We start from the raw sequence: 13,205 nt of genomic DNA, 5'->3' as shown, positions 1-13,205 counted from the left end.
CCCCGAGCTGTAGGGACGGGCTGTGGGTCCGGGCCGTGGCTCCGAGTCGTGGGAACGCCCAGGACGTGACCGTGCCCCCGGTGGATCGATCCACCGGGGGCACTCGTCGTCACCGGCGCCCGTGACGCCGGACGACCGTTACTTCAGGCGCTTGCCGGCCGAACGCAGCTGCTCGGCGGCCTCGCGCACGCGGGCGGCCATGCCGGCCTCGGCCAGCTTGCCCCAGGTGCGCGGGTCGTAGGTGTTCTTCTTGCCGACCTCGCCGTCGACCTTCAGCACGCCGTCGTAGTTGGCGAACATGTGGCCGGCCACCGGGCGGGTGAAGGCGTACTGGGTGTCGGTGTCCAGGTTCATCTTCACGACGCCGTTCTCCAGCGCGGTGGCGATCTCCTCGGCGGTGGAGCCCGAGCCGCCGTGGAAGACGAAGTCGAACGGGTCGGTCTTGCCGTACTGCTTGCCGATCGCGTCCTGCAGCTCGCGCAGCAGCTCGGGCTTCAGCACGACGTTGCCCGGCTTGTAGACGCCGTGCACGTTGCCGAAGGAGGCGGCCAGCAGGTAGCGGCCCTGCTCGCCCAGGCCCAGCGCCTCGGCGGTGCGCACGGCGTCGTTGACGGTGGTGTACAGCTCGTCGTTGATCTCGTGGGTGACGCCGTCCTCCTCGCCACCGGTCGGGGTGATCTCGACCTCGAGGATGATCTTGGCGGCGGCGGCCTGGGCCAGCAGCTCCCGGGCGATGGCCAGGTTGTCCGAGAGGGTCTCGGCCGAGCCGTCCCACATGTGCGACTGGAACAGCGGGTTCTCGCCCTTGGCCACGCGCTCGGCGGAGACTGCCAGCAGCGGGCGGACGTAGCCGTCCAGCTTGTCCTTCGGGCAGTGGTCGGTGTGCAGCGCGACGGTGATGTCGTACTTGGCGGCGACGATGTGCGCGAACTCGGCGAGCGCGACGGCGCCGGTCACCATGTCCTTGTTGTGCTGGCCGCCCAGGAACTCCGCGCCACCGGTCGAGATCTGGATGATGCCGTCGCTCTCGGCCTCGGCGAAACCACGCAGCGCGGCGTGCAGGGTCTGCGACGAGGTGACGTTGATGGCCGGGTAGGCGAACTTGCCCGCCTTGGCCCGGTCCAGCATCTCGTTGTAGACCTCGGGAGTTGCGATGGGCATGCGATCCGCTCCTGTCGGGTTGCGGCGTACGGACGGTGCTGTCCGACGCTGTGTACGCCTTCGTGACGACTCCGTGCCGGCCCGCCGACGCGCGGCGCTGCGGTGTGGCTCTCCGGCACCAAGGTTCGAGGCGACCTCCGCGGTACGGCCATGAGGGTGGTGGGCCGCTGCGGACCGGACGCCGGTGCCATCCTCCCAGACTCGTGCCCGCAGGTCAGCAGGAGCCCGCCTGTCGGGACGTCGCGGCGGGTGGCCCGGCCGGAACCCGCCGGTGCTCCCGGGACGGGGCCGGCGGGCGCCGACGGGCCCCGGCCGGACGTCGGCCGGACGTCTGCCGGACGTCGCCGGAAAGGTACGACCGCTATCCTGCGCCCGTGGACTACAACCAGCTGGCCGTCAATCTGCTCGACGCCAAATCCCTGATCTCGTCCGTCGGCGCCATCGGGCTGATCGCGATCATCTTCGCGGAGACCGGCCTGCTGGTCGGCTTCTTCTTCCCGGGCGACTCGCTGCTGATCATCGGTGGTGTCGCCGCCTCGAACGCCGCCTCCTCGGTGCTCGGCGACGGCGCCAAGCTGCCGATCGCCGTGCTGCTGATCGGCTGCCCGGTCGCCGCGATCGCCGGCGCCCAGCTCGGGCACCTGCTCGGGGCCAAGGTCGGACCGAGGATGTTCGACAAGCCGGACTCGAAGATCTTCCGCCGCGAGTACGTGCTGAAGGCGGAGGAGTACTTCAACAAGTTCGGTTCGGGCAAGGCCGTGGTGCTGGCCCGCTTCATGCCGATCGTCCGGACCTTCCTCAACCCGGTCGCCGGCACCCTGGAGATGCCGGCCAGGACCTTCTTCGTGTGGAACGTCATCGGCGGCGTGCTCTGGACCGAGTCCATGCTGCTGATCGGGTACTTCTTCGGCGACGCGCTCGCCCCGGTGATCGACAAGTACCTGATCCCGGCGGTGCTGCTGATCGTGCTGCTGTCGATCTCGCCGATCCTGATCGAGGTCGTGCGGGAGCGCAAGAAGAAGAAGGCCGGCCTCGTCGAGACCCCGGCCGCCGACACCGTGCAGAGCGCCGGCGGGCGGCACCGGCGCGGCTGACGCCCACGGCCACGCCTTCGTTCACGGCGCGTACGACGGAGGGCCGGGTCCTGTTCCACGTGTTTCACGTGAAACAGGACCCGGCCCTCCGTGGTGTTCGGGGTCTCCGTGCTGCTCGGGGTCCCGCCGTCGAACGGGTCCGTCGAACGGGCTCGTCGATCGGGTCAGAGGCCCAGGTCGTCCAGGGTGTACGCGGTCACGTACTCCAGGCCCTGCTCCTGGACGGCGCCCGCGCCACCGCGCTCGACGATCACCGCGACGCCGACCACCTCGGCGCCCGCCTCGCGCAGCGCCTCGACGGCGGTCAGCACCGAGCCGCCGGTGGTGGAGGTGTCCTCGACGGCCAGCACCCGGCGGCCCTTGACCTCCGGGCCCTCGATCCGCCGCTGGAGGCCGTGCGCCTTGCCCGCCTTGCGGACCACGAAGGCGTCCAGCGTGCGCCCGCGGGCGGCGGCGGCGTGCAGCATCGAGGCCGCCACCGGGTCGGCGCCCAGGGTCAGCCCGCCGACGGCGTCGTACTCCAGGTGCGAGGTCGCGTCCAGCATCACCCGGCCGACCAGCGGGGCGGCCTCGCCGTCCAGCGTGATCCGGCGCAGGTCGACGTAGTAGTCGGCCTCCTTGCCGGAGGAAAGGGTGACCTTGCCGTGCACGACGGCCTTGTCCTTGATCTGTGCCAGCAGGGCGTCGCGGTCGTTGCTCATGAGCGTTCAGTCTAGGCCCTGAACGCCCACCCGGCGCCCGCGACTAGCGCCGACGCAGCGCCCTGACCAGCACCACGGCACCGCCCAGCAGGGCCACCGAGCCGCCGATCACCCACGGCACCGCGCTGCGGCCGCCGGTGCCGGGCACCACGATGCCGCCGGCCTCGCCACCCCAGCGGGACGCCGCCCGGGCCCGCGCGCTGCGGGCCGGCAGCGCCGGGGCGTACCGGCCGCGCGGCGGGGCGTGGTCCACCTCCTCGGCCGAGCGGCCGACGATGCTGCGGCGCACCGGGCCGCTGAGCTCCGGCTCGTCCTCGTAGGCGAACAGCGGCTCGACGGGGAGCTCCTCGGCGACGCCGTCCCGGGGGTCGGCCTCGTCGTGCTCGTCGACGTCGTCGGCATCGGCGTCGGAGTCGGGACCGCCGGCCGCGGCTGCCGGGGAGTCGTCGTCGCTGTCGTCGTCGACGGAGCCGGTGGGGAGGCCGAAGCGCTCGGCGTCGGCGTCGGAGAAGGCGATCAGGTCGGAGAGGTCGTCGTCGAGGTCGTCGCCGGGCTGGTCCTGGCGGTCCTCGATGAAGACCACCTCGGCGCCGGGGCCGTCCTCGTCCGTGTCGTCGTCCTCGTCCTCGTCCTCGTTCTTGTCCGCGTTCTCGGCGGTCCCGTGGTCGTGCTCGGTGGGCTCGGCGGCCGCGGTGGGCTCGGTGGTCCCCGCCTCGTCGGTGCCCTCCTCGTCGACCTCCGCAGGGGCGTCCGGTGAGGTCAGCGCGGTGGCGAAGCGCTCCAGCAGCCGACGTCCGGTGGCGTCGAGGGTCTCGGCGTCGAACTCGGTCAGCCGGCCGGTGGCGCTCAGGTCCCCGGTGAAACGGACGGTCGCGGTGCCGTCCTCGGCGCCGTCCACGACACTGACCCGGACGGTGGCGGTCGCCTCACCGTCGCCCCGGGCCTCCTGCCCCTCGGCGAGCACGGTCAGCACGCCGCCCCGGCCCTCGATCAGCGACAGCACGCCCTTGTAGGTGATCGTGGAGCCGCCGATCCGCACCTTCAGCCGTCCGCCGATCTCCTCGGCCGGCCCGGCCCCGACCGCGGCCGGCTCGGTGCTCAGCCCCGGCACGCTCCGCGCCAGCAGCGCGGGATCCTGCAAGGCCTGCTGCACCAGCTCTGCGGACATCGGGACGACAACCTCATGCTCCATGCCACGGAGCCTACCGACTGGGCCGGGCCCGGTCCCTACCCACCACCGCCCGACTTTCCCCGCAGCCCTCTCCCCGTCTCAGCGCGGCCCCAGGAGGGTGAGCGGGGCCGGGGGGTGCGCCGGGCGGCGGGCGGTGAGGCGGTCGGCGGAGCTGCGCAGGGTCTCGGTGGTGAGCGCGCGGGGCGGTGGGGCGTCGGGGGCGAGGGCGAGCGGGGGCGGGGCTGCGGCGGCGAGCAGGAAGTCCTGGGCCCGGTCCGGTGGCCCGGGGCGGCAGGAGGCGGTGGCGCTGCCCCGGACCGCGTACGGGGTGGTCTGCAGTCCGACGGCCCGCAGCCCCGACTCGATCCGCCAGAGGCCGCTCCCGCCGTCGTTCCCGTCGCCGCTGCCGTCCCCGTGGCCCTGGCCGCCGCCCCCGCCGCCCCCGCCGCCCCCGCCTTCGTCCTGGCCGGCCCGGACGGCGATCCGGCCGCCGGGGGCCAGCAGGCGGGCGGCGAGGCCGTAGAACTCCTGGGAGTGGAACTTGACCGGGCCGCCGTCCGAGGGGGCGGGCAGGTCGGCGAGCACCACGTCGTACTCCTCGTCGGGTGCGCCGCGCAGCCAGGCCATCGGGTCGGCCGCGGTGGTGCGGACCCGGGGGTCGTCCATCGCGTGGTCACCGAGGGCGGCGAGCCCGGGGTCGGTGCGGGCGAGCCGGGGGAGCGCCGGGTCGGCGTCGACCAGCCGGACGGAGCGGACGCCCCGGTGCCGCAGCACCTCCCGCAGGGCGAGGCCGTCCCCGCCGCCGAGCAGCAGGACCCGGGTGTCCGCCCCGGCGCCCATCGCGGGGTGGACGAGCGCCTCGTCGCCCCGGTAGGCGTCCGGCCCGCAGACCGTGAGCCGTCCGTCGAGGTAGAGCCGGAGCGGGCCTTCGGCGGGGCCGGTGAGCACGATCTCCTGGAACCGGCTGCGGGCGGCGTAGCGGACCTGGTCCCCGTAGAGGGCGTGCCGGGCGGCGCGTTCGACCGCGTCGGAGCCCACCGCGGCGGCCGCCAGCACGGCGAGGACGAGCGTGCAGCCGGCCCAGAGCAGCCGTCGTATCCGGGGCGCGGGCTCCTCCCGGAACAGCCAGAGCACCACGGCGGACCCGGCGACGGCGTTGACCGCCCCGGTGAGCAGCGCACCGTCACCGGGGCCGAGGAGGGGGAGGATCAGGAACGGGAAGGCGAGGCCGCCGATCAGCGCGCCCACGTAGTCGGCGGCGAACAGGTCGGCGACCGCGCGTCCGGCGTCCTCCCGCCGGATCCGTTGGATGAGGGTCATCAACAGGGGGATCTCGGCGCCGATCAGGATGCCGATCAGGCAGGTGAGGCCGACCATCGCGGCCTGGTAGTGACCGATCCACGCCCAGCAGGAGTACAGCGCGAGGACGGAGAGTCCGCCGGTGACCGCGAGCGCGCACTCGACCAGGGCGAAGGCGGTCGCCGGTCGGCGGGTGAGGCGTTTGGCGAGCAGCGAGCCGAGGCCCATCGCGAACACCATGACGGAGAGCACGACCGAGGTCTGGGTGACGGTGTCGCCGAGCAGGTAGTCGCCGAGCGCCACGAGTTCGAGTTCGTAGACGAGTCCGCAGGCCGCGCAGACGAAGGCGGCCAGCAGGACGGTCAGCCGGGCGAGCCGGGGGCGGTCGCGCAACCGGGAGCGACGGCGGGCGGGCAGCGGGGTGAGGCTGCGCCCGGGCCGGGGTGGGGCGCCGTCGTCGAGGTCCACTCGCGGGCGTGCGGGCGGACCGGCCGGATGATTGATCACGAACAAACGCTAGGGGACGTGCGGGACGGACCGCTGCGCCCATCCGACGGACAGCGAGAGCCTTTGGATTGACGAATCGTTCCTGCGTACGATTGACAGTTTTGTACTGGGTACCGTACGCCCGGATCGGCGCTGCCGTCCGGGCTCTGGGCGCCCGGGCCCCGGCCGCCCGGGTCGTGCGAGGTCACGCCGCCGACACCACCAGCGAGGACCGGGTGCAGACCAGCTGCCCCTCCTGCGGGTAGGCGTGCCAGGTCCGCCAGAGCAGGCGGTCCGTGCCGCCCTGGGTGACCAGCGCGGTGAACGCGCTCGGATCGCCCGGGAAGACCCCGGCGAGGCCGCGCGGGTGCCCGTCGACCAGCGCCAGCAGCTCCTGGGCGCGGGCCGCGAAGTCGTGCGGCGGCAGCGCCTCGATCCGGGCGGCGAACTCGTACTCCCAGCCGCCGACCTGCTTGGCCACCCGGGCCGGCAGCGGGGTGCGGCGGCCGGGCAGGCAGGCGACGGTCTCCAGGCATTCGCCGGGGCGGGCCGAGATCACCACCTGGTGCGAAGCGCCCAGCAGCCGCAGCTGGAGGGTGCCGGAGGTGCCGGGGCGACCGCCGTCGAGTCTCAGGTCGCGAACCGCGAGAGCGGGCAGCGGTTCGCCGCCGAGGCACCAGGCCAGGTCACCGGCGCGGGTGTCCGTGTAGGAGGTCTGCAGTGTGGTGAGCATGCTCGGCTCCGCGTTTCAGCTCCGTGCGCGCCCGCCGAGCAGCAGCGACTAGGCCTAGGCGATGGCGAGGCTGTTCGTGGCTGTGCGGCCCTGGGCGCGGCCGACCGTGGAAGGAAGGATTCCGGCTGGAGATTCAGCAGCAGAGAAGCACGAATACGCCGGGTCCGTCGGTGATTTACCCAACTTTGTCAAGCATTCACCGTTTCGAGCACACCTGCTTCCCGGCTCTGATCGACCCGGTGTGCGACTTTGCACAGCGCGCGCCCCTGCCACCGGCCCATGCGCCGTGTGCGCCGGTAGTGCGCTCTTCGCGCGCATCATGCGCCGCCGCCCTTCGGGACAGGGGTGGAGAGGCCGCCCGGAGGTGCCGGACAGGCCGCCGGAATTGCCTCACCGGCAGTAAAGGAGCATGCCATCCAGGGGAGTTGAGGGCGAACCGGAGCCCGTGCCGGGCCAGAATTGGTCCCGCCCAAGGGGGCGCGCAAAACCCGCTCGCACGCCCCTTTCCTGCATCGCACCCCCGGATGGCCGCGCTCCCCTTGCACAAAGCGACCCGCTACGGGCTACGGCGCGGCGCGGCCCACGGTTCGAGCCGCCGGGCGAGCCGGGGCATGCCGCCAACTCACGTGAAACACCGACTCGTTGGGCCCCTGCCCGCCGCTCCGCCGATGCCGCGGCCGCTCGAAGCGCGCCGGTAGCCGGTCGCAACCGCGCGGAGGGGCGATGCGCCCCTCCGGCGGGGTGGCGGCCGGTTCGAACATCAAGGGGTGGGCGTTGTCGACCGCGGAGGTGTACCGTCCGCTGCTGACCTCGGCCGGGACGGTGACGGCGGTCGGGATCGGCCCGGCGGAACCGTACGGCGCCGACGGTGAGACCAACCGCGTCCACGCCGGCTTCCTCAAGACCGGCTCGGTGTACGGCGCTTACCGTCCCGCGGGTGACGTCGGCCGCTGTCCCCGGAGCAGTGGTACGGCCTGACGCACGTGGCGTTCCCCGACCGGCAGGAGCTGATGGTCAGTCTTGTCCGGGTCCACGCCCACAGCCGCCGGTCAGAGCTGCCGGAGGCGGGTCACCGCCTCGGCCAGGACCTCGTCCTTCTTGCAGAAGGTGAACCGGACCAGGCTCTGGCCGGCCTCGGCGTTGTCGTAGAAGACCGCGTTCGGGATGGCGACGACGCCGCAGCGCCCGGGCAGGGAACGGCAGAACTCCATGCCGTCCTTCTCCCCGAGCGGAGTGATGTCGGTGGTGATGAAGTACGTGCCCTCGGGGGTGAACACCCGGAAGCCGGCCGCCGAGAGTCCGTCGACCAGCAGGTCCCGCTTCCGGAGCAGGTCGGCCCGGAACGTGTCGAAGTAGCTGTCGGGGAGGCGGAGCGCCTCGGCGACGGCGTACTGGAAGGGGCCAGCGCTCACGTAGGTGAGGTACTGCTTGGCGGTGCGGACGGCCGCGACCAGGGCGGGGGCGGCGGTGACCCAGCCGACCTTCCAGCCGGTGAAGGAGAAGGTCTTGCCGGCGGAGGAGATGGAGACGGTGCGTTCGCGCATGCCGGGGAGGGCGGCGATGGGGTGGTGGGCGGCGGTGCCGAAGACGAGGTGTTCGTAGACCTCGTCGGTGATCACCAGGAGGTCGTGCTCGACGGCGAGTTCGGCGATGCCGCGCAGTTCGTCGGCGGTGAGGACGGTGCCGGTGGGGTTGTGCGGGGTGTTGATCAGCAGGAGGCGGGTGCGCGGGGTGATCAGGGCCCGCAGTTCGTCCAGGTCGGGGCGGAAGTGCGGGGCCCGGAGGGTGAGCGGGACGCGGTCGGCGCCGGCCATGGCGATGCAGGCGGCGTAGGAGTCGTAGAAGGGCTCGAAGGCGATCACCTCGTCGCCGGGTTCCAGCAGGGCGAGCAGGGCCGCCGCGATGGCCTCGGTGGCGCCGGCGGTGACCAGCACCTCGGTGTCCGGGTCGTAGGTCAGGCCGTGGAAGCGCTGCTGGTGCTCGGCGACGGCCTGCCGCAGCTCGGGGATGCCGGGGCCGGGCGGGTACTGGTTGCCGCGGCCCTCGCGCAGCGCCCGGACGGCCGCTTCGCGGACCTCGTCGGGCCCGTCGGTGTCCGGGAAGCCCTGGCCGAGGTTGATCGAGCCGGTGGCCGTGGCCAGGGCGGACATCTCGGCGAAGATCGTCGTTCCCATCCCGGCCAGTCGGCGGTTCAGCAGCGGCCTGGTACCCATCGGTGGCTCCTCACGGCTCGTCGTCAGGGCCATCCTGGGCCAGCCGGGGGCCGGGGACAAGGACGACGGGTGCGAGGGCGGTGCCCGGGACGAGGGGCGCACGGGAGAGGGAACGGGAGCGGGAGAGGGAACGGGAACGGGAACGGCCCGGCCGCCCGGCGGGTGCCGGGCGGCCGGGCCGCGGGGTGCGTGCCGGGGCCTGGGTCAGGCCTCCTCGCCGCCCTCACCCTCGCCGTCCTCGCCCTCGATCTCGTTCTGCAGGCCGAGGCGCTCGACGATCCACTGCTCGAAGCCGACCGCGGCCTGGGTCCAGTTCGCGGTGGTGGTGACGAAGTAGTCCAGGTTGACGCCGGTGCCGACGATCATCTGGGCCTCGCCGATCAGGCGGACCACGCCGTCCTCGTGGGTGTGGGTGTACACCTTGGGCCAGAGGGTCTCGCGGTTCCACTCGTCGATCAGGTCGAGGATCTCGCCCTTCTTCTCCAGCGGGTACGCGCGGTCGTAGAAGGCGCGCACCGCGAAGAGCTCCTTCTGCTCGCCGCGGAACATGTAGTAGACGCGGAAGCCCTCCCAGGGGGCGGTGAGGTCGCCCTCCTCGTCCACGACGTGCTTGAGCTGCATCTGGTCGAGCAGCTGGGTGACCAGGGCCTGGTCCGGGACGACGATCGGCGGAGGGCCGGCCGGCCGGCCGCCCTGGCCGCCGGGCTGGCCGCCCTGGGGCGCGCCGAACGACGGGATGGACGACGGGTCGATGCTCATGGGGGTCCTCTTCCTCAGTGCACGTGGTGGCCGGCAATGAGAGGCCGCCCTTTCCACCTCCCATCCTGCCTCATTCGGGGCTCCGCTCACAGGGGCGGCGGGGGGCGCGTCGATCTTCGTCCCGGGGCCGGCGGAGGGGTGTGCGAAGGGGTGTCGGGAGGGGTGGGCGGAGGGTCCGGAGGCATGCCCGGGGGAGTACCCGGGGAGGGCGGCGGGAGGGGTGCCGGGCGCCGGCTGCCGTCACGCACGGTGGCCGGGGCTGCGCCGGACGTCCGCACGCCGGGCGCGTGCGTGAGCCAAGTCACGCGCCCGGCGCCCGGGTTCGGCTGCCGTACGGGCCGGATGCGGTTAGCGTGCGACGAAACTCGTCTGACGCAAAGTCCTTGCGAACAGGGTGAGTTGAGGTGATCGGGCTGAAGGGGGGAGCAGGGATGGAGCGTACGGTGACCGGGGAGGGTGGCCGGCTCGGGACGTTGCTGCGGGACATCCGACTGGACCGGGGGATGACGCAGGAGCAGTTGGGCGAGGCGTCCGGACTGAGCGTGCGGTCGATCCGCGACCTGGAGCGGGGGGTGTCCTGCCCCCGGGTGTCCACCCTGCGGCTGCTCACCCAGACCTGGGGCCTGCCGGAGTCGCAGGGGGCCGAGCTGTACCGGCTGGCACGCGCCTGGCGCGACCGCTCGCGGCGGCAGCGGGGCGCCGGGGACTAGGGAGCGGGGGCCTGGCGCGGCGAGGGCGGTCAAGGGGGCCCGGTCCGGTCCTGGGGAACGGGGCCTGGCGCGGCCAAGGGGGCCGGTCGGGGCGGGCCGCCACCGCACGCAGGGCGGGCCGCCCCCTCGTCGGTGCGAGGGAGCGGCCCGCCCCGGTGCCGCTACTTCTCCAGCGGCCCCCGGCCGCGGACGGTGAGCCGGTCGCCCTCCTCGTCCCGCTCGACCAGGACGGTGTCCCCGTCGTGCACCTGGCCGGACAGGATCGCCCGGGCCAGCTGGTCGCCGATCGCGGACTGCACCAGCCGGCGCAGCGGGCGGGCGCCGTACGCCGGGTCGTACCCGGTGAGTGCCAGCCAGTCGCGGGCGGCCGCGGAGACGTCCAGGGTGAGCCGCCGCTCGCGCAGCCGCTCGCCGAGGCGGGCCACCTGGAGGTCGACGATCCGGCTGAGCTCGGCGGTGCCCAGTGGGTCGAAGACCACGATGTCGTCCAGCCGGTTGAGGAACTCGGGCTTGAACGCCGCCCGGACGGTGTCCAGGACCAGCTGCTTCTTCTTGTCCTCCGGGGTGCTCTGGTCGACCAGGAACTGGCTGCCCAGGTTGGAGGTGAGGATCAGGATGGCGTTGCGGAAGTCCACCGTGCGGCCCTGGCCGTCGGTGAGCCGGCCGTCGTCCAGCACCTGGAGCAGTACGTCGAAGACCTCCGGGTGGGCCTTCTCGACCTCGTCCAGCAGCACCACGCTGTACGGGCGGCGGCGGACCGCCTCGGTGAGCTGGCCGCCCTCCTCGTAGCCGATGTACCCGGGCGGGGCGCCGACCAGCCGGGAGACCGAGTGCTTCTCGCCGTACTCGCTCATGTCGATCCGGACCATCGCCCGCTCGTCGTCGAACAGGAAGTCGGCCAGGGCCTTGGCGAGTTCGGTCTTGCCGACGCCCGTCGGGCCGAGGAACAGGAAGGATCCGGTCGGGCGGTCCGGGTCGGCGATGCCCGAACGGGTGCGCCGCACCGCGTCCGAGACGGCCTGCACGGCCTCCGCCTGACCGATCAGACGGCGGCCCAACTCCTCCTCCATGCGCAGGAGTTTGGCGCTCTCGCCCTCCAGCAGCCGACCGGCCGGGATGCCCGTCCAGGAGGCGACCACGTCGGCCACGTCGTCCGGGCCGACCTCCTCCTTGACCATCGAGGCGGAGGCGTCCTGGTCGGCGGCGCGCTCCTGGGCCTCGGCCAGCTCCGTCTCGGCGGCCGGGATCTCCGCGTACATCAGCTTGGAGGCCCGCTCGAAGTCACCGTCGCGCTGGGCCCGTTCGAGCGCGCCGTGCAGGTCGTCCAGCCGCTCCTTGAGCTCGCCGACCCGGTTGAGGCTCTTCTTCTCCTGCTCCCAGCGTGCCGTCAGCACGCTCAACTGCTCGTTCTTGTCGGCGAGATCGCGCCGCAGCCGGGCCAGCCGGTCGACCGAGGCCGGGTCCGACTCCTTCTCCAGGGCCAGCTCCTCCATCCGCAACCGGTCGACGGCGCGCTGGAGTTCGTCGATCTCGACCGGGGAGGAGTCGATCTCCATCCGCAGCCGGGAGGCCGCCTCGTCGACCAGGTCGATCGCCTTGTCGGGCAGGAACCGGGAGGTGATGTAGCGGTTGGACAGGGTGGCCGCGGCGACCAGGGCGGCGTCCGAGATCTGCACCTTGTGGTGCGCCTCGTACCGGCCCTTGAGGCCGCGCAGGATGGCGATCGAGTCCTCCACGCTGGGCTCGCCGACCAGCACCTGCTGGAAGCGGCGCTCCAGGGCCGGGTCCTTCTCGATCCGCTCGCGGTACTCGTCCAGCGTGGTGGCGCCGACCATCCGCAGCTCGCCGCGGGCCAGCATCGGCTTGAGCATGTTGCCGGCGTCCATCGCGGAGTCGCCGCCGGCGCCCGCGCCGACCATGGTGTGCAGTTCGTCGATGAAGGTGACGACCTGGCCGTCGGAGGCCTTGATGTCGTTCAGGACGGCCTTCAGCCGCTCCTCGAACTCGCCGCGGAACTTGGCGCCCGCGACCATCGCGCCGAGGTCCAGCGCGACCAGCCGCTTGCCGCGCAGCGACTCCGGAACGTCACCGGCCACGATCCGCTGGGCCAGGCCCTCGACCACGGCCGTCTTGCCGACGCCCGGCTCGCCGATCAGCACCGGGTTGTTCTTCGTCCGGCGGGAGAGCACCTGGACCACCCGGCGGATCTCGACGTCCCGGCCGATCACCGGGTCGAGCTTGCCGTCCCGGGCGGCCTGGGTGAGGTCGGTGCCGTACTTCTCCAGGGCCTTGTAGGTGCCCTCCGGATCCGGCGAGGTGACCCGGCCGCTGCCCCGGACGTCCTTGAAGGCGGCGAGCAGGGCCTTGGGCGTGGCGCCCTGCTGCACCAGCAGCTCGGCGACCGGACCGCCCTCGGCGGCCAGGCCGACCATCAGGTGCTCGGTGGAGACGTACTGGTCGTCCAGGTCGTCCGCGCGCTTGCCGGCCTCGGTGAGCACGGCGAGGGTGTCCCGGGCGAGCTGCGGGGCGGCGACCGTGGAGCCCATCGCGCTGGGCAGGGCCGTCAGCTGGCGGCGGGCCTCGGCGTCGATCCGGGCCGCGTTCGCCCCGACCGCCTCCAGCAGGGGCCGGGCGATGCCCTCGGGCTGCTCCAGCAGGGCGATCAGGATGTGCACCGGCTTGACGTCCGGGTTGCCGACCGAGCCCGCCTGCCGGATCGCGGCGGACAGGGCGTCCTGCGTCTTGGTGGTGAACTTGCTCGCGTCCACTGCTGGGGGATCCTCCCTCGTCGTCCTTCACTACTGCTACGTACAGCATGCACTAAGTTGAGTGTATTCCGCTCAACTTTTTCCCGGGGCCGCGCGGCGGGCCGGTGGGG

Annotated in this window: 11 protein-coding genes; 3 read left to right on the top strand and 8 right to left on the bottom strand. The window is 72.9% G+C overall.

What is annotated here, in order from left to right; all coding sequences use genetic code 11:
* Nucleotides 1–138: 138 nt before the first annotated feature.
* The gene (fbaA, locus tag AB0O91_RS09570; protein WP_363429684.1) at nucleotides 139–1,161 is read right to left on the bottom strand and encodes a class II fructose-bisphosphate aldolase; all 1,023 of its coding nucleotides are present in this window, start codon (nucleotides 1,159–1,161) and stop codon (nucleotides 139–141) included.
* 374 nt (nucleotides 1,162–1,535) lie between these two features.
* On the opposite strand from fbaA, the gene AB0O91_RS09565 reads away from it, so the two are divergent.
* Nucleotides 1,536–2,255 (top strand): VTT domain-containing protein, encoded by a 720-nt coding sequence (locus tag AB0O91_RS09565; RefSeq protein ID WP_363429682.1) that lies wholly within the window; start codon nucleotides 1,536–1,538, stop codon nucleotides 2,253–2,255.
* A 164-nt stretch (nucleotides 2,256–2,419) separates the two neighbouring features.
* Here the strand turns inward: AB0O91_RS09565 and pyrE are convergent, their stop codons facing one another.
* The 4 genes from pyrE to AB0O91_RS09545 form a co-directional block, all read right to left on the bottom strand.
* Complete coding sequence (gene pyrE / locus AB0O91_RS09560; RefSeq protein WP_363429680.1) at nucleotides 2,420–2,956, bottom strand: orotate phosphoribosyltransferase; 537 nt, start codon at nucleotides 2,954–2,956, stop codon at nucleotides 2,420–2,422.
* Nucleotides 2,957–2,999: 43 nt separating this feature from the next.
* Nucleotides 3,000–4,148 carry a hypothetical protein gene (locus AB0O91_RS09555; RefSeq protein ID WP_363429678.1) on the bottom strand — a complete coding sequence of 383 codons (1,149 nt, stop codon included), beginning with the start codon at nucleotides 4,146–4,148 and terminating at the stop codon, nucleotides 3,000–3,002.
* A 78-nt stretch (nucleotides 4,149–4,226) separates the two neighbouring features.
* Complete coding sequence (locus AB0O91_RS09550; RefSeq protein ID WP_363429818.1) at nucleotides 4,227–5,819, bottom strand: polyamine aminopropyltransferase; 1,593 nt, start codon at nucleotides 5,817–5,819, stop codon at nucleotides 4,227–4,229.
* A gap of 298 nt (nucleotides 5,820–6,117) precedes the next feature.
* A complete protein-coding gene (locus tag AB0O91_RS09545) occupies nucleotides 6,118–6,645 on the bottom strand; it encodes a DUF2617 family protein (RefSeq protein ID WP_363429676.1) in 528 nt (175 codons plus the stop codon).
* A 723-nt stretch (nucleotides 6,646–7,368) separates the two neighbouring features.
* On the opposite strand from AB0O91_RS09545, the gene AB0O91_RS09540 reads away from it, so the two are divergent.
* The gene (locus tag AB0O91_RS09540) at nucleotides 7,369–7,623 is read left to right on the top strand and encodes a hypothetical protein (protein ID WP_363429674.1); all 255 of its coding nucleotides are present in this window, start codon (nucleotides 7,369–7,371) and stop codon (nucleotides 7,621–7,623) included.
* Between the two features lie 71 nt (nucleotides 7,624–7,694).
* Here the strand turns inward: AB0O91_RS09540 and AB0O91_RS09535 are convergent, their stop codons facing one another.
* Nucleotides 7,695–8,858, bottom strand: coding sequence for a pyridoxal phosphate-dependent aminotransferase (locus AB0O91_RS09535; RefSeq protein WP_363429672.1), 1,164 nt, complete (start codon nucleotides 8,856–8,858; stop codon nucleotides 7,695–7,697).
* Between the two features lie 204 nt (nucleotides 8,859–9,062).
* Nucleotides 9,063–9,617, bottom strand: coding sequence for a YbjN domain-containing protein (locus AB0O91_RS09530; RefSeq protein WP_363429670.1), 555 nt, complete (start codon nucleotides 9,615–9,617; stop codon nucleotides 9,063–9,065).
* A gap of 443 nt (nucleotides 9,618–10,060) precedes the next feature.
* Between AB0O91_RS09530 and AB0O91_RS09525 the strand changes: the two genes are divergently transcribed.
* Complete coding sequence (locus AB0O91_RS09525) at nucleotides 10,061–10,327, top strand: helix-turn-helix transcriptional regulator (protein ID WP_363429668.1); 267 nt, start codon at nucleotides 10,061–10,063, stop codon at nucleotides 10,325–10,327.
* A 161-nt stretch (nucleotides 10,328–10,488) separates the two neighbouring features.
* On the opposite strand, the gene clpB is transcribed toward AB0O91_RS09525, so the two are convergent.
* On the bottom strand, nucleotides 10,489–13,095 hold the full coding sequence (clpB, locus tag AB0O91_RS09520) for an ATP-dependent chaperone ClpB (protein WP_363429666.1): 2,607 nt from the start codon (nucleotides 13,093–13,095) through the stop codon (nucleotides 10,489–10,491).
* Nucleotides 13,096–13,205: the final 110 nt, after the last annotated feature.

The sequence above is a fragment of the Kitasatospora sp. NPDC089797 genome (genome assembly GCF_040684795.1).
In the GTDB taxonomy this organism is placed as follows: Bacteria; Actinomycetota; Actinomycetes; order Streptomycetales; family Streptomycetaceae; genus Kitasatospora.
The sequence above is the reverse complement of the archived record's forward strand: the minus strand, read 5'-3'. Positions and strand labels throughout refer to the sequence as shown.

Excerpts from the sequence above, each read along its gene's own strand:
- AB0O91_RS09555 (WP_363429678.1), bottom strand. The coding sequence starts at position 4,148 with ATGGAGCATGAGGTTGTCGTCCCGATGTCCGCAGAGCTGGTGCAGCAG.
- pyrE (WP_363429680.1), bottom strand. The coding sequence starts at position 2,956 with ATGAGCAACGACCGCGACGCCCTGCTGGCACAGATCAAGGACAAGGCC.
- AB0O91_RS09530 (WP_363429670.1), bottom strand. The coding sequence starts at position 9,617 with ATGAGCATCGACCCGTCGTCCATCCCGTCGTTCGGCGCGCCCCAGGGC.
- AB0O91_RS09545 (WP_363429676.1), bottom strand. The coding sequence starts at position 6,645 with ATGCTCACCACACTGCAGACCTCCTACACGGACACCCGCGCCGGTGAC.
- AB0O91_RS09535 (WP_363429672.1), bottom strand. The coding sequence starts at position 8,858 with ATGGGTACCAGGCCGCTGCTGAACCGCCGACTGGCCGGGATGGGAACG.
- AB0O91_RS09540 (WP_363429674.1), top strand. The coding sequence starts at position 7,369 with ATGCGCCCCTCCGGCGGGGTGGCGGCCGGTTCGAACATCAAGGGGTGG.
- fbaA (WP_363429684.1), bottom strand. The coding sequence starts at position 1,161 with ATGCCCATCGCAACTCCCGAGGTCTACAACGAGATGCTGGACCGGGCC.